Here is a 16,159-nt window from a genome sequence, read left to right as displayed (position 1 = left end):
TCCGTGGAGGTCTGAATCGCACGGCGTATCGCGGGTGTCGTCGTGGCGTTCTTGTGCAAGCTGATCAGCATTCTCGGATCTCGCTCCAGTGTGCCAGAGTGGCCTTCAGGACCTCTCGGCCCATCAGCAGTGGACGGCGAGTATGAACGAGATATTCATCCGGGACCCGACAGTTAGCATATCAATTAATAAGATAGTAAAGTGGGCCATTGGGATTGATAATGGGGGACAATCTATCTAGATTTACTTTAGCTTCTATAACACCGGCAGCGCGAGCACATATTTCCCCTCTTGAGTAAATTATTACCACCTCACTTTCAGTAAAATAAAAGTCTTGATTATCATAAACAGGTGCTTTGGCTGGCCCGCATAATTTTTGCTCAGTAATGAGATCAGATAAAAACGTGTGATAGCCAGATCTAAATAAGTCCTTTAGCTCGAAAGGGGCTCCATTCACTAGGTTTATGTTGAGGCTAGAGCTGTGGGTTACAGATGTAGCTGCACCCACATAAACGCCATGATCGATAAAGGTAAATGAAATTATATTATTCTTGTTAGATTTAAGATCATAATCAGAAACGTGATCAAATTGCTCTTTTTCGTGATTATTGAACAAACCAGCCCTCTCTTTAAGAAGCTTGTTAATGCTTCTTTGTATGTTATTGTCAGGGTGGCCTCTAATTTCTGGATAATTTATTGTAACTGATAATGTTCCATGGGCCTCCCAACCCTCTACTGTTATTGGATATTCCCTACTAAAGACCTTCTTTGTTACTGTAACTTTCTCTGAAAAGCTTTTCTTTTCAAGTCGCTGATTTTCTGCGCTTTCCTCAATGGCTTGCCTAGAACTAGGATCATTGCCATTTACTGGCTTCCATAACGTTAAAGCATATAGAGTTATAACCGCAGTAAGCAACATAAATATTATTATGATGGGCGCCACCCATTTCTGGGGAACCTTAGGGAAATCCCAATGAAATGCCTTAAAAATTGACCAAAACACAAACAAGGCAAGCCCCGGAACTCCCAAGCTTACAAATATCTCCAGTATCCCAATTTGATTCATTTAGGTAATCCGTGAGTATCGTGCAAATGCTAACGCCAATTAGCCGAACCATCCAACATCCAGATCCATATAGAACCATACCGATCTGGATATCCCCGCCGATTCCCATCCATATCTATATATCTCCCCCTGTTCGCCAAGTTGCCAGTATTCCCGTATCACACCGTGCCCACAAGGCGCGCTTTTTGTCGGTCCGTATCGCGCGCTGACATACCAAGCGGTATGATCGCGTCGGGCGCCGCCGGGTGCGGCGCTGTCGACTAGGGAGTGTTCATGGAAGCTCGTCTTGCCGCGCTGTTGGTGCGCCGCCGTTATTTGTTCGCCCTGCTGTCGCTGGCGCTGGTCGTGTTGATTGCCAGCGGGGCTGCGAAGCTCTGGTTCGAGAGCAGCTACAAGATCTTTTTTAGCGATGACGATCCGCGGCTGGTGGCCTATGAGGCGATGGAGGATGCCTACACCCGTGGCGACAACGTGGCCTATGTGCTGGAGCCGGACAACGGCAAGGTGTTCACGCCGGCCAATCTGGAGGCGGTGATCTGGCTGACGGATCAGGCCTGGCAGTTGCAGCGGTCGGTCCGGGTCGATTCGATCTCGAATTTTCAGTACAGCCACGCAGAAGACGATGACTTGATCGTCCACGATCTGGTGCGTGATCCGGCGTCGCTGTCGGATGGTGAGCTGGCCGAGCTGGAGCGAATCGCGCTGGCCGAACCCGTGCTGGTCGATGCCCTGATTTCCGATCGGGCGCATGTTACGTCGGTGAACGTGCGGGTCGAGCTGCCGGACGATTCACGCGAGCAGAGTGCGGTGATCCCCGGCCTGATGGCGGACGCCTATGAGCTGCGTGACCGTTTTATCGAGAAGTACCCGCAGTTTGATGTGTACATGATGGGTCAGGTGGTGGTGAACCACAGCTTCAACGAGTCGGCGTCGAATGACACGGCGACGCTGGTGCCGCTGATGTTCCTGGCGGTGATCGTGCTGCTCACGCTGTTCATGCGCAGCATCACGACCACGGTGGCGACGGTGGTGATCATCATCGTCTCCATTGTCGCGACGCTGGGCGTGACAGGCTGGCTGGGCTACCAGGTCAACCAGATCAATGTGTCGGCGCCAATCATCATTCTCACGCTGGCGGTTTCGGACTGCGTGCACGTGCTGATCAGCTACCTGAAAGACCTGCGGCGTGGTCTCGGCAAGCTGGAGGCCATGGAGCACGCGCTGATGATCAACATCAAGCCGGTGTTTCTGACCTCCATTACCACCGCCATTGGCTTCTTCAGTCTGAACTTTTCTGATTCGCCACCCTTCCGCGAGCTGGGCACGTCGGTGGGGTTCGGCGTGCTGGGCGCGATGCTTTGGTCGCTGGTGCTGCTGCCCGGCATCACGCTGATGCTGCCGATTCGCGTGAAGCCGGTGGACGAAGACCCCGACCGCAGCGGGCCGATGCTCAAGCTGGCCAATCTGATCATTGCCCACAACCGGCTGATCTTCTGGTCGGTTCTGGCGGTGGCCGCGGTGTTGATCAGCTTTGTGACCCGCAATGAATTCAACGACGACACGGTCGAGTATTTCGACGAATCGCTGTCGATCCGTCAGGCCTTCGATTTCGTGCAGGACAACCTCACCGGCGTGGACACCATTGCCTACTCCCTGCCCGCCGGCGAGGAGAACGGCATTGTCGATCCCGACTACCTGCGTCAGGTCGAGGCGTTTTCACGCTGGTACGAAAGCCAGCCGGAGGTCACGCATGTGTCGACCTTCACCGACGTGGTCAAGCGGCTTAACCGCAACATGCACGGTGACGATCCGACCTACTACCGGCTGCCGGACAACCGCGAGCTGATCGCCCAGTACATCCTGCTCTACGAGTTGTCGTTGCCCATGGGGCTGGATCTCAACAACCAGCTCACCTTCGACAAGTCGGCGTCCAAGTTTCAGGTGAACCTCAGCAATCTGAACTCCAAGGAGATCATCGCCGTTGAGGAGCGCGCGCAGTCCTGGCTGGCTGCCAATGCGCCCGCCATCCAGAACCATGGGTCCAGCGTGTCGCTGATGTTCGCGCACATCGGTCAGAACAATATCGAGGCGATGATGCGTGGCTCTGCCCTCGCCCTGGCCCTGATCGCCGTCACGCTGATCATCGCGCTGCGCTCGTTCAAGTTCGGCCTGCTGTCGTTGCTGCCGAACGCGTTCCCGGCGTCGATTTCCTTCGGGCTCTGGGGGCTGATCGTCGGCCAGGTGAATCTCGCGGTGGCCGCGGTGTTCTCGATCACCCTGGGCATTGTCGTGGACAACACGGTGCATTTCTTCAGCAAGTACCTGCGGGCTCGCGGCCAGCTCGGCTACTCGACGGAGGATGCGATTCGTTATGCGTTCACCACCGTTGGCGCGGCGCTGGTGATCACCACGGTGGCGTTGGCAGCGGGCTTCCTGATCCTGGCGCAATCGACCTTCGACGTGAACGCCTCCATGGGCATGATGACGGCCATGACCATCGGCATCGCGCTGGTGTTCGATCTGCTGTTCCTGCCGGGGCTGTTGCTCCAGTTCGATCGTAAAAAGGCCTGACCCACACGCCGGAAAGCATGCGGTGGTCGCGGTCGGCCACCTCATGTACGCTCCGGTACGCATCAATTTTCGCCACGGCAGTCCGCCTGCCGTGCGTTGCCCGGAATTCACCGAAGAACCACGTCCATAAACCAAAAATCACCGGCCACGAGCCGGGCAGAACAACGCAACTGGAGTGCAGATGAGCGCAACTGACTACCAAACCCAGGGCCGCGTCGCGGTCATTTCCATGCAAAACCCGCCGGTCAACGGCTTGGGCCATGCATTGCGCAAGGGCCTGCTGCAAGGGCTGGACCGCGCCGGCGCTGATCCGGCAATCGAGGCGGTCGTGCTGATAGGTGCCCAGGGCACGTTCAGTGGCGGCGCCGACATCCGCGAGTTCAACACGCCGGCGATGTTCGCCGAGCCGACGCTGGCGACGGTCATCGATGCCATCGAAGCCAGCGCCAAGCCGGTTGTCGCCGCGATCTCCGGTGCCTGCATGGGCGGCGGTCTCGAACTCGCACTGGGCTGCCACTACCGAGTCGCGGTAGCGGATGCGCAAATCGCGTTGCCGGAGGTCAAGCTCGGTTTGCTGCCCGGCGCGGGTGGCACCCAGCGCCTGCCCCGGATGATCGGGTTGGAGCCCGCGCTGAACATGATCGTCTCCGGCAATATCGTGCCGGCCCAGCAGCTCGCCTCCACCGCCCTGTTCGATGCCATGGCCGGCGATCTACGCGCCGATGCCATGCAGCTGGCGGAACAGGCCATCGGCAAGCCTGTGCCACGGGTCCGCGATCGCAAGGTGGATCACAAGGAAGCCGAAGGGTTTTTGATGGTCGCCAAGAACACCGTGGCGACGATGGCCGGCCCGTTCCCGGCGCCGGTCAAATGTGTGGAGGCGGTCGCCGCGTCCACCGGATCGTTCGACAAGGGCATTGCGCTCGAGCGGGCGCTCTTTGGCGAACTCGTGCAGACCACGGAATCCAAGGCCTTGCGCCACGCCTTCTTTGGCGAGCGGACGGCCGCCAAGATCACCGATGTGCCGAGGGAGACCAAGCCCCGGCCTATCAACAAGGTCGCCGTGATCGGCGCCGGCACGATGGGTGGCGGCATCACGATGAACTTTCTCAATGCCGGCATTCCGGTCCGTCTGCTGGAAATGAAGCAGGAGGCCCTGGACCGTGGCATCGCGACCATCCGCAAGAATTACGAAGGCCGGGTAAAAAAGGGCAAGCTGAGCGAGGACAAGTTGGAACAGCGCATGGCGCTGATTCAGCCGACGCTGTCCTATGACGACCTGGGCGACACCGACCTGGTGATCGAGGCCGTGTTTGAGGACATGGACGTTAAACGACAGGTGTTCGAGCAGCTCGATGCTGTGATGAAGCCCGGCGCCATTCTCGCCAGCAACACCTCAACGCTGGATCTGAACGCCATCGCCGGCTTCACCCAGCGCCCGGAAGATGTCGTTGGCCTGCACTTCTTCAGCCCGGCGAATGTCATGCGCCTGCTGGAAGTCGTGCGTGGAGAAAAAACCGCCGACGACGTGCTCGTGACCGTGATGAAGCTCGGCAAGGCCATTCGCAAGCTCTGCGTGGTGGCCGGTGTCTGCGACGGCTTCATCGGCAACCGGCTGATCAACAAGTACGTCGCGCAGGCACTCGCGATGCTGCAAGAAGGCGCATTGCCGCAGGAGATCGACAAGGCCGTGGAGTCCATCGGTTTCGCCATGGGGCCGTTCCGCATGTCTGATCTCGCCGGGAACGACGTGGGCTGGTACATCCGCAAGCGCCACTACGTGGAGTACCCGGACATGCCTCGCATGCCCATCGCCGACAAGCTCTGCGAGATGGGCCGCTTCGGCCAGAAGACCGGTGCCGGCTGGTACCAGTACATCCCCGGTGATCGAAAGGCCCATCCTGACGCCGAGGTCGAGCAGCTCATTCTCGATACCTGCGCCGAACTCGGAATCGAACGCCGCAAGCTGTCGCAGGACGAGATTCGTGATCGCCTCATCCTCTCGCTGGTGAATGAGGGCGCACGCATTCTCGAAGACGGTATTGCCCAGCGTGCCTCCGACATCGACATGGTCTACCTCAACGGTTATGGCTTCCCGCTGCATCACGGCGGGCCGATGCTCTACGCCGACAACATGGGTTTGTTCAACGTCGAGCGCCGGATGCGGCAGTTCGCCGCGCTGCCGGGCGCGGACACGGCGTTCTGGGAACCCGCCGAGTTGATCAAGACGCTTGCGTCCGAAGGCAAGACATTCAACTAAGCCTTTGTTCCCAATAACGAATTCGAGAGAACCATCATGACCGAAGCCGTCATCGCATCCACCGCACGTACGCCCCTCGCCAAGTCCTGGCGCGGGTCCTTCAACATGACTCATGGCGCCACGCTTGGCGGCCACGTCGTTCAGGCGGCCGTTGAACGCGCCGGCCTCGACCCCGCTGACGTCGAAGACGTCATCATGGGCTGCGCCTGGCCTGAAGGCGCCTGCGGCTCGAACATCGCGCGGCAAATCGCGTTGCGCGCCGGCCTGCCAATCACGGCCTCTGGCGTCACCGTCAATCGCTTCTGTTCCTCGGGGCTGCAGGCCGTGGCCATGGCCGCGCATCGCGTCATCGTCGACAAGGTGCCGGTGATGATCGGCGGCGGCGTGGAATCGATCTCCTGCGTGCAGAACGAGGCGAACATGCACATGTTGCAGGAGTCCTGGCTCACGCAAAACAAGCCGGAAATCTACTGGCCGATGCTGCAAACCGCGGAGACCGTGGCGAAGCGCTACAACATCTCGCGCGAGCGGCAGGACGAATACGGCGCCCGCAGTCAGCAGCGCGCCGAGGCCGCTCGTGAGGCCGGCCGCTTCACCGACGAAATCGCCCCGATCGACGTGACCGCCGGGGTCATGGACAAGGCCACCGGCCAGCTCGTAACTCAAACCGTGACCTGCGCGCAGGATGAAGGCATCCGCCCCGGCACGACCTACGAAGCCGTGTCGAAGATTCGCCCCGCCCTGGCCGGTGGCGTGATCGCCGCCGGCAACGCCAGCCAGTTTTCGGACGGCGCATCGGCCTGCGTGGTGATGGATTCAAAACTCGCCGAGCAGCGCAACATCGAGCCGCTGGGCATCTTTCGCGGATTCGCTGTCGCCGGCTGCGAACCGGATGAGATGGGCATTGGTCCGGTGTTCGCGATTCCGCGGCTGCTGGAACGCAATGGCCTGACGGTGGATGACATCGGCCTATGGGAGCTGAACGAGGCCTTCGCGGTGCAGGTGCTTTACTGCCAGGACAAGCTCGGGATTCCGGACGAGACGCTGAACGTCAACGGCGGCGCGATTGCGATCGGGCACCCGTACGGCGTCACCGGCAGCCGGCTGGTCGGCCACGCTTTGATCGAGGGTAAACGCCGCGGTGCGAAGTATGTGGTCGCCACCATGTGCATTGGCGGCGGCATGGGCGCCGCCGGTCTGTTCGAAGTCGTCTAGCGCATGAGTCAGAACGCCCCCTGAGACCGCGTCCCAGGGGGCATTTTTGTATCTGGGGCCAGCGAAACCGGCCGCCGATTCGGTCGCCTGCTATTGAATCAACTTGGCCACCCCGTACCCGGTGCAGTAACCACCGGCGAGCAGCAACGCCGAGAAGGTCAGGATCATCCCCAGCAACCGGCCCGGCATGAAGTGCGCGGTGAACGACAACGCATAGCCGTGCAGCAGCCGTCCGACCAGCAGACTCAATCCAACCGCGTGCAACAACCAGCCCGGCGCAGCGCTGAGTTCGGAAACGCCAAGCAGCACCAGCACCATCGGCACGTACTCGGCGAAATTCGCGTGCCCGCGGATGCGGCGAGTCATCTCGGCCTTGCCGCCGTCACCCAGGCTGACGCCATCGGGCCCGCTGCGGCCCATGATCACCCAAATGCTCAACACCATGAACCATAGCGCCAGCAAGCCTGCATACAGTGGGGTCACGATCATTGCGAACATCTCCTTGCGCGGGCCGAAGCCGGGGCCGCGAGGATGCCACAGCCGAGCGGCCCGCCCGCGTGTTCGCTACGGTGCGATCGATGCGATGCCTCGTCAGCTAGCAGGTCTCTCTTCCGCGAGCCGATAGGCGAGTACGTCGGTGCTCGCCGCTCAGAACAGGCTCTTGTTAATCCACAGGTGCATAGCGATGCTGGCGATATAGCCCAGCGCAATCGCCCAGCTCCAGCGCAGGTGGGCGAAAAAGGTGTAGCGACCATGGGCCTGCCCCATCACCGCCACGCCAGCGGCCGACCCAATGGATAGCAGCGAGCCACCAACCCCGGCGGTGAGCGTGACCAGCAGCCAGTGCCCATCGCTCATGGCGGGGTTCATGCTCAACACGGCGTACATCACCGGGATGTTGTCGATGATGGCCGAGGCCACGCCGACCAGCACGTTCGCCGTCATCGCGCCCAGGCCTTCGTAGATCAGCTCAGAGCCGGCGGCGAGATAACCCAGCGCGCCCAGCCCGCCCACGCAGACGATGATGCCGTAGAAGAACAGCAGCGTGTCCCACTCGGCACGGGCCACTTCGCGGAAGGTGTTCGGGGCGTGGGGTTCGGTGTGGTCGGACATCATCTCGTCATGCGAGACGAAGCTGATCGGCTGCCCCTGCCTGCGCAGCGCAGACCAGTTCAGATACCAGCCGTAGAGTTTCAGCAGGCCCAGCCCGCCCATCATGCCCAGCGCAGGCGGCAGGTGAAACGCGGTGTGCATGGTGACGGTCACGGCCACCGTGACCACGAACATCAGGATGATGATGTAGCCACCGCGCTTGACCTGGACCACCTCTCCCACCGCCTCAGGCCGGCCATTGGGCACGGCGAAACTCATGATCGCGGCTGGCACCAGCCAGTTCACCAGCGCCGGGACCAGCAATGCCATGAACTCGCCGGCTCCCAGCAGGCCCTTTTGCCAGACCATCAGGGTGGTGATGTCGCCAAAGGGGCTGAACGCACCGCCCGCGTTGGCTGCGACCACGATGTTGATACAGGCCACGACGACGAAACGGCTCTGCTCGCCACCAACCGCCAATGCCACCGATGACAGCACCAGCGCGGTGGTCATGTTGTCAGCCAGTGGCGACATCAGAAACGCCAGACCACCGGTCACCCAGAACACGACCCGCAGCGAAAAACCCCGCGAGACCAGCCAGCCGCGGAGCGCGTCGAATACCCCGCGCTCCTGCAAGGTGTTCACGTAGGTCATCGCCACCAGCAGAAACAGCAACAACTCGCCGTATTCCAGCAGGCTGTGACGCACCAGCTCTCCCGCCGCATGCGGTTGCCCCGCAAGGGTGTAAGCCACGCCGATAAGCGTCCAGATGAATCCGGCAGCCATCAGCACGGGAATGGACTTGCGCATCCCGCTCCATTCCTCGAGCACCACCAGTACGTAGGCCACGACGAACATGACCAAACAGGCCAGCCCGATCCAGCTCGTCGTCAGATCCAGTGCCTGGTCCGCCACCGGCTCGACCGCGATCGACAAGCCAGGGAACATCAACAGACAGAAAGGAACTAACAGGCGCAGTGCACGCATGGCGTGATCCGGAACGAACGTGAGGGCGGCGATCATAGCCACCCTGCGCGGATTAGCAAGCCATCCTAACTACTCGCGCAAGTCAGCCGCTTTGCGGCCCGACCTGCGATAATGGCGCCTATGAATCCAACCAGCGAACAACCCAATCTCGCCCTGTTCTGCGATTTCGAGAACATCGCCCTGGGCGTCCGTGACGCCAACTACGCCGCATTCGATATCCAGAAAGTACTGGAGCGCCTGCTGCTCAAGGGCTCGATCACCGTCAAGAAGGCCTATTGCGACTGGAGCCGGTACGCCGAGTTCAAGAAGCCCATGCACGAGGCGGCGTTTGAGCTGATCGATATTCCCCATGTGCGCCAGTCGGGCAAGAACTCTGCAGACATCCGCATGGTCGTCGATGCCCTGGATCTCTGCTACACCAAGGAGCATCTGGACCTGTTCGTGATCATCTCCGGTGATTCGGACTTCTCTCCGCTGGTGAGCAAGCTGCGCGAGAACAACAAGACGGTGATCGGTGTGGGGGTGAAGAACTCCACCTCCGATCTGCTCACCGCAAACTGCGATGACTTCATCTTCTACGATGACCTGGTCCGCTCCACTGACAAGAGTCGGCGCAAGCGCAAGGCCAAGAAGCCGAACACGCAAAAGGTGGACGATACCAAGCAGGACGCTTTCGACTACGTGCTGGAAACCCTGGAAGCACTGATCCAGGAGCGCGGCGAAGACGAGCGCATCTGGGGCTCGATGATCAAGCAGACGCTCAAGCGGCGTAAGCCGGGCTTCTCGGAATCGTTCCACGGCTTCGATTCGTTCAACAAGCTGCTCGAAGCCATGGGCGAGACCAAGCTGCTGCTACTCACTCGCGACGAACGCTCCGGCGGCTACCTGGTCCGCCCCGCCGAAAGCTGATTCGTCGGGTGTTCGTGCCTGACTTGAACACAGCCGACTGCGTTGGCGATCGGCGGCTGGATTCGCGTATTCTTCGCGCCGGCCAGTCGATGGCCTGTTCCCCTCACCACCCACTACGCGGCGCGTCACTCGCACTGTGATTCTTCATTACGGCCGGGCGATCCTCATCGCCTGCATCTTGTTACTGCATCTGCCGGCGGCGCATTCCGGTCAGGCCCGCCCGATCCCACTAGCGAATGGTGCGCAGGGCTGCCTGACGCTGGCGAACCTGCTCGGCAGCATCGCCGTGGAGGATTGCGCGGTGGTGGATTTTGGCATCGCCGGCACCGGCACGGTGCAGCATCGCCCGATTCTGATCGGTGACTTCCCCGCCACACGGACGCCGCCCGTCGATAAACGCCCAGCACGTGTTTTGCTGCTGGGCGGCGTGCACGGCGATGAATACTCCGCCGTGAGCATCCAGTTCCGCTGGGCCGAGCGCCTGGCGAGGGACAGCAGCCGCCGCTACGAATGGCGGATGATCCCCTGCCTCAATCCCGACGGCCTGCTCGCCGGCCCCGCGACCCGAACCAACGCCAACGGCGTGGATCTCAACCGCAATTTCCCCACCCTGGAATGGGCGACCCGTGCCCTGCCGTACTGGACCGAGCAAACCGGCCGTGACCCGCGCCGCTATCCCGGGCCTTCCGCCGCTTCGGAACCCGAAGTGCAGTGGCTCGTGGACGAAATTGAGCGCTTCGACCCGGATGTCATCGTCAGCGTGCATGCGCCTCTGGGTATTCTCGATTTTGACGGCCCCCCGCCCCCGCCGCAGCAGCTCGGTATGCTGAACCTGGATCGCCTGGGCGCCTACCCGGGTTCGCTGGGCAATTACGCCGGCCGAACGCTCGCGATACCGGTGCTCACCCCCGAGCTGCAGTACGCCGGGATCATGCCGACGAACCAGCAGATTGCCGGGATGTGGGATGACCTGATCGAGTGGCTGGACGAACACATCGGCGAACAGGACCGTGTGCTACCGCCCCGCCCGGTGCTGCCCGACTGGAACCTGTTGCTGGCCCCGCCGGAAAACCTGCTGCTCAGACCGTAAGCATCTGGGCGCCCTGCCACCGGGCGCCGGGCCCAAGCGATACCGGGTTGTCGATCTGCGCGGCCTCTACGCACAGCATCCGCTGCTCACCGCCTGGCTCCATGTCCGACATTGCCGCCGCCTTGTCCGCGCCGGGGTTCCAGACGACGACATCCTGAAAGCCTTCCGCCTCGATACGCAGCCGCCGCGGCCCGTCCGTCATGGTCAGGGCATGCAGCACATTGGGATACACGCGGTCGAGTTCCGGGCCGAAGCGCAGCTCGTCTTCCGCCTGAATCGCCTCGGCCATGCCACGGGTGGCATCCCAGTAGGTTCGCCCGCCGAGTCCTACCAGGGCCACGGTATCGATCGCCGCGACCCGCAGATAGGTATGCAGCCCGGCGGTGAACTGAAACGCATCATCGCCCGTGTTCTCGACCGTCAGCAGGCAGCGCAGCTCGGAGGCGCGAAGGCTCACGGTCAGATTCAGGGAGAACGGATGCGGCCAGATGTCCAGCGTCGCCGGGCCCTCGCTTAGCGCAAACGTCGCCGAGGCTTCATCCACCGCCAGGAGCTGCCAGGCAGACCGGCGGGCGAATCCATGCTTGGGCAGCTCACCAAACTCGCCGAACTGCGGAAAGATGACCGGGATACCGCCGCGAATTGACGCGTCGGCCCCGAAAGCGCTGTCGGCGCTCAGGAACAGCTGATTGTGCGCCCCTGCCTCGGGGCGCCATTCCAGCACATGCGCGCCATGCGCCGTGATACGGGCGACACCGCCGCCGGGCTCTCGCAAAGTCACCAGATCTGAGGTGGCAGCGGCCACCGGATCACTCGCATTGGCACTAGCATCGGCAGGCATATCGCAACTCCTTGGGCGGAGGTTTAAGAAGAACGAGACAGTCGTTGTCATCCTACCGGCCACATTGCGACGATGCGATCAGTCCATGTCGCCAAACCGAAAGCCGAAGTTGACGCCGACATACTCCACGCTACCGGCGAAATTGCCCTGAATGGCGAATTCGAATCCGCTCTCACGTGCGGTTTCGGGCGCGAAGAACACTTCCCATGCGAGGCCCGTGCGATGTCCGGACAGATCGTCATCCGGGTTGAAGATTCGCCCGACGCCGATCGCGCCATGGGCCGCGCTGTCACCGAAACGCCCGCCAAAGAGCACGGCGACCTCGACGGGATCATCATCGGTGTCAGGCTCGCGCATGACCCCAATCCGCGTCCGAAACAACCCGCCGGACTCGCCAACCGTGGTGAACGCGCCGGTGAAACCGTTCAGCGGCCCCTGCTCGCTGCACCGATCACCGCTGCTTCCGCCGCAGGGCGTATCCACATGGCCATAAACCACGTTCAGACCCAAGGTGAGCCAGTTCCGACCATCCTCAGCCGCCGACACGGTAAAGCTCATCGCCGCCATTGCCGCGGCGGCGCCCCATATTTTGATCTGCATCCGTATCTCCCCAGTGATGTCGGCCTTGACCCGACTTGAATAATTATCAGTTAATCGACCATGCGAGTGGATAACACCCGTTTTTCCAATTTTAACCTGCTCTCCGACAGGCTGCCATGCGTGGCGCACGCCCTGCCAGGGTTGCATCGAACAGGGTCAGCGCGACACTACCCGCCTCCGCGTCACACTGATAGGCCACGCATGACCCGACAAACCGTTCTGATCACCGGAGCGAGCCGTGGGATTGGCGCCACGACTGCACGCGTACTGGCCGCGCAAGACCGTCAGGTGGTGCTCGCATCACGCGATCAATCGGCCTTGCGCGCGCTGGCGGACGAGATCAACGCCGGCCCCGGCCGCGCCCTGGCCCTGCCCTGTGATGTGACCCAGCCCACGTCGGTCCAGGCAGCGGTGGAGCAATGCGTGGAGCAGTTCGGACGCCTCGACGTGTTGGTGAACAACGCGGGGGTGATCGATCCGGTGGCCTACATCGGCGATGTCGATGTCGATGCCTGGGCCCGCGTGGTGGACATCAACTACAAGGGTGTCTTTTACGGCATGCGTTACGCGATTCCGCAAATGCTGACGCAAGGCGGCGGCACCATCATCAATCTGAGCTCTGGGGCGGCGACCAAGGCCATCGAAGGCTGGAGTCACTACTGCTCCACCAAGGCGGCTGTGTTGTCACTAACCCAGTGCGCCCATGAGGAGTACGGCGAGCGCGGCATCACGGTGGTGGGGATGAGTCCCGGCACGGTCGCCACCGATATGCAGGCGACCATCCGGGCCTCGGGTATTAATCGCTACAGCCGTCTGGCGCCCACGGCCCACATTCCACCGGAGTGGGCGGCGCAGGCGATCGCGTTTCTATGCACCGACGCGGCCCGCGAGTTCGCAGGCAGGGATTTCTCGCTCAAGACGACCGAAGGACGCGCCCGCGTCGGCCTACCGCCGGTTTCCGACTAGGCGCATGCGGGGGCCTAGTCCTTGTAGGACGGATCGATGCGGTCCAAGCGCCGCAACAGCCCCGGCCACGCCAACTGCCCGCCCGCGCCGCGGGTAACAGCCGCAGCCTGCGCCATCGCCCCATCAATGATTGATTGGGGCACCTGGGTGAGCTCGCCGCCCCCAGCCTGTGCCCGAACCTGGATCATGCAAGTCGTTTCAAACAGGTACATGTAGAGAAACGCGTCCGGAATACTGTTGGCGACCGTGAGCAGGCCGTGATTGCGCAACATCAAAAAATGCTTGTTCCCCAGGTTGGCCACGAGTCGCGGCTTTTCCTCGGCATTCAGTGCCACGCCCTCGTAGTCGTGATACCCGAGCGAGGCCAGCACGAAGATGCTTTGCTGCGACAGCGGCAACACGCCGTCGCGCTGTGCGCTGACCGCGATGCCGTTCACGCTGTGCACGTGCAACACGCACTGGGCGTCGTCACGCGCGGCATGAATCGCACTGTGGATGGTGAATCCCGCCGGGTTGATGTCATGCGGTGAGTCCATGACCTTGTTGCCGTCCAGATCGATTTTGACCAGGGAACTGGCGGTCACCTCGTCAAACAGCAGCCCGTAAGGGTTGATCAGAAAATGATGCGATCCACCCGGCACCCGCGCGGAGATATGCGTGAAGATCAGGTCGCTCCATCCGAACTGCGCCACCAACCGATAAGTGGCGGCGAGATTCACCCGGGTTTCCCACTCGTCCGCCGTGACCTGGCTGCGTACGTCCATGCTGTCTCCGTTATCGCTGTCGTTGTGACCGCATAATGCAACTCGACTCCGCCGCTCGCCAGCCAATGCCCAGCAACACACATTCCGCTTCCGATGTCCTGATTATTGGCGCCGGCCACAACGGGCTGGTTTGCGCGGGTTATCTGGCGGCCGCGGGGTTGTCGGTCACGGTCCTGGAGCGTCGCTCGGTGGTCGGCGGTGCCGCCGTCACCGAGGAGTTTCATCCGGGGTTCCGCAATTCCGTGGCGTCCTACACGGTGTCGCTGCTACAGCCGAAAGTCATCGCCGATCTTGAACTGCACCGCCACGGCCTGCGCATTGTCGAGCGGCCGCTATCCAATTTTCTGCCGACGGCGGATGGCAGGTATCTCAAGGTCGGACCGGGCCGAACCCAGGAGGAAGTCGCCAAGTTCTCGTCGCGAGATGCGCAGCGCCTAAGCGACTACAACGCCGGGCTCGACACCCTGGCTGATCTGCTCCGCAGCCTGCTACTGCAACGCCCGCCCAACATGACCGACCAGGGCTGGCGGGCGTCGCTGGCCGAACTGTGGCGCTCGCTGCATCTGGGACGCTCCGTCGGCCAGCTCAGCCGCAGTCAGCGCCAGGAACTGCTCCGCATGTTCGCCTGTTCGGCCGGCGACTACCTGGATGACTGGTTTGAATCAGACCCGATCAAGGCGGTATTGGGATTTGATGGCGTGGTCGGCCACTACGCCAGCCCCTATTCACCGGGCAGCGCCTATGTGTTGCTGCACCACTGTTTTGGCGAGGTCAATGGCCGCAAGGGGGCCTGGGGTCATGCCATCGGGGGCATGGGTGCGATCACGCAGGCGATGGCGGCGTCGGCGCGGGCGCGCGGCGTGCAGATTCACGTCGACCAACCCGTCCGCGAACTGCTTGTCGAACGCGGCCGTGCCGTCGGTGTGGTCACGGAATCCGGCGAAGCGTTTCATGCGCGGGCAGTCGTCTCCAACCTCAACCCCAAGTTGCTGTTTGGACAGCTGGTCGATCCCGCAGTGTTGCCGGATGATTTCCGCACACGCATGGCGCAATGGCGGTGCGGATCGGGCACGTTCCGCATGAATGTCGCGCTTAGCGAGTTGCCCGATTTTGCCTGTCTGCCGGGACGCCAGGCTGCGGAGCATCACGGCGCAGGAATCGTGATGGCGCCCACGCTCGACTACATGGAACAGGCTTATTTTGACGCCCGGACCCACGGTTGGGCCCGCCAGCCAATCGTGGAAATGCTCATCCCATCCACCCTGGACTCGACGCTGGCGCCGAAAGGCCACCATGTCGCCAGCCTGTTCTGCCAGCACGTGGCGCCCGAGCTGCCGAACGGCGAAAGCTGGGACACGCACCGCGAGACCGTCGCCGACCTGATGATCGACACCGTGACCCAGTACGCGCCGAACTTCCGCGCCTCGGTGATCGCCCAGCAGGCGCTGTCACCACTGGACCTGGAACGCAGCTTCGGACTGGTCGGCGGCGACATCTTCCATGGCCAGCTCGCACTGGATCAGATGTTTTCGGCCCGCCCGACCCTGGGTTTCGCCGATCACCGCACGCCGGTGCGGCACCTCTACCAATGCGGCTCGGGCACGCATCCTGGCGGCGGCGTCACCGGGGCACCCGGCCACAATGCCGCTGTCGAAATCATCAAAGACCGGCGGCGCTGGACACGCGCCTAGGCCGAGCGAACACAAACCTCCCGCGCGATGCGGCGGCGTTCGCCCCCTTCAGGCGCCGTGGCACAGAAATTGCCACCGAAAGCCTCGTAGCTTGGTTAATCGCCGGC

The 16,159-nt window shown here is 61.8% G+C and carries 13 protein-coding genes; 7 read left to right on the top strand and 6 right to left on the bottom strand.

From position 1 onward, the window contains the following. Positions 1 to 181: 181 nt before the first annotated feature. Positions 182 to 1,066, bottom strand: a complete 885-nt coding sequence (locus ACE1EY_RS05550; RefSeq protein ID WP_291514861.1) for a DUF3298 and DUF4163 domain-containing protein — start codon at positions 1,064 to 1,066, stop codon at positions 182 to 184. 273 nt (positions 1,067 to 1,339) lie between these two features. On the opposite strand from ACE1EY_RS05550, the gene ACE1EY_RS05545 reads away from it, so the two are divergent. The 3 genes from ACE1EY_RS05545 (at position 1,340) to ACE1EY_RS05535 (ending at position 7,112) form a co-directional block, all read left to right on the top strand. Continuing rightward, on the top strand, positions 1,340 to 3,637 hold the full coding sequence (locus tag ACE1EY_RS05545; protein ID WP_370299651.1) for an RND family transporter: 2,298 nt from the start codon (positions 1,340 to 1,342) through the stop codon (positions 3,635 to 3,637). Positions 3,638 to 3,818: 181 nt separating this feature from the next. Beyond that, on the top strand, positions 3,819 to 5,897 hold the full coding sequence (locus ACE1EY_RS05540; protein ID WP_370299650.1) for a 3-hydroxyacyl-CoA dehydrogenase NAD-binding domain-containing protein: 2,079 nt from the start codon (positions 3,819 to 3,821) through the stop codon (positions 5,895 to 5,897). Positions 5,898 to 5,933: 36 nt separating this feature from the next. Next, entirely contained in the window at positions 5,934 to 7,112 is a 1,179-nt protein-coding gene (locus ACE1EY_RS05535; RefSeq protein ID WP_291514858.1) for an acetyl-CoA C-acyltransferase, read from the top strand. Between the two features lie 90 nt (positions 7,113 to 7,202). Here the strand turns inward: ACE1EY_RS05535 and ACE1EY_RS05530 are convergent, their stop codons facing one another. Beyond that, positions 7,203 to 7,601, bottom strand: coding sequence for an MAPEG family protein (locus ACE1EY_RS05530; RefSeq protein ID WP_291514857.1), 399 nt, complete (start codon positions 7,599 to 7,601; stop codon positions 7,203 to 7,205). A 159-nt stretch (positions 7,602 to 7,760) separates the two neighbouring features. Next, a complete protein-coding gene (nhaD, locus tag ACE1EY_RS05525; protein ID WP_373928051.1) occupies positions 7,761 to 9,191 on the bottom strand; it encodes a sodium:proton antiporter NhaD in 1,431 nt (476 codons plus the stop codon). Positions 9,192 to 9,311: 120 nt separating this feature from the next. Between nhaD and ACE1EY_RS05520 the strand changes: the two genes are divergently transcribed. Together ACE1EY_RS05520 and ACE1EY_RS05515 are read left to right on the top strand one after the other, a co-directional pair. Further along, positions 9,312 to 10,100 carry an NYN domain-containing protein gene (locus ACE1EY_RS05520; RefSeq protein WP_291514855.1) on the top strand — a complete coding sequence of 263 codons (789 nt, stop codon included), beginning with the start codon at positions 9,312 to 9,314 and terminating at the stop codon, positions 10,098 to 10,100. A 136-nt stretch (positions 10,101 to 10,236) separates the two neighbouring features. Next, the gene (locus ACE1EY_RS05515; protein WP_370299648.1) at positions 10,237 to 11,190 is read left to right on the top strand and encodes a M14 family zinc carboxypeptidase; all 954 of its coding nucleotides are present in this window, start codon (positions 10,237 to 10,239) and stop codon (positions 11,188 to 11,190) included. Here the strand turns inward: ACE1EY_RS05515 and ACE1EY_RS05510 are convergent. Both ACE1EY_RS05510 and ACE1EY_RS05505 read right to left on the bottom strand, forming a co-directional pair. Beyond that, entirely contained in the window at positions 11,180 to 12,031 is an 852-nt protein-coding gene (locus ACE1EY_RS05510; RefSeq protein WP_370299647.1) for a D-hexose-6-phosphate mutarotase, read from the bottom strand. The two genes, ACE1EY_RS05515 and ACE1EY_RS05510, sit on opposite strands and share 11 nt — an antisense overlap. A 78-nt stretch (positions 12,032 to 12,109) precedes the next feature. Further along, on the bottom strand, positions 12,110 to 12,631 hold the full coding sequence (locus ACE1EY_RS05505; protein WP_370299646.1) for a hypothetical protein: 522 nt from the start codon (positions 12,629 to 12,631) through the stop codon (positions 12,110 to 12,112). 201 nt (positions 12,632 to 12,832) lie between these two features. Here ACE1EY_RS05505 and ACE1EY_RS05500 point away from each other — a divergent pair, with 201 nt between their 5' ends. Continuing rightward, positions 12,833 to 13,597 carry an SDR family oxidoreductase gene (locus tag ACE1EY_RS05500; protein WP_370299645.1) on the top strand — a complete coding sequence of 255 codons (765 nt, stop codon included), beginning with the start codon at positions 12,833 to 12,835 and terminating at the stop codon, positions 13,595 to 13,597. A 14-nt stretch (positions 13,598 to 13,611) separates the two neighbouring features. On the opposite strand, the gene ACE1EY_RS05495 is transcribed toward ACE1EY_RS05500, so the two are convergent. After that, positions 13,612 to 14,361 (bottom strand): class II aldolase/adducin family protein, encoded by a 750-nt coding sequence (locus ACE1EY_RS05495; RefSeq protein ID WP_370299644.1) that lies wholly within the window; start codon positions 14,359 to 14,361, stop codon positions 13,612 to 13,614. Between the two features lie 35 nt (positions 14,362 to 14,396). On the opposite strand from ACE1EY_RS05495, the gene ACE1EY_RS05490 reads away from it, so the two are divergent. After that, complete coding sequence (locus tag ACE1EY_RS05490) at positions 14,397 to 16,052, top strand: phytoene desaturase family protein (RefSeq protein ID WP_373928050.1); 1,656 nt, start codon at positions 14,397 to 14,399, stop codon at positions 16,050 to 16,052. Positions 16,053 to 16,159 lie beyond the last annotated feature (107 nt).

The organism is Abyssibacter sp. (assembly GCF_964229365.1).
Lineage (GTDB): Bacteria > Pseudomonadota > Gammaproteobacteria > Nevskiales > OUC007 > Abyssibacter.
Note: the sequence above shows the minus strand (reverse complement) of the source record. Positions and strands in the feature narration are given on the sequence as shown.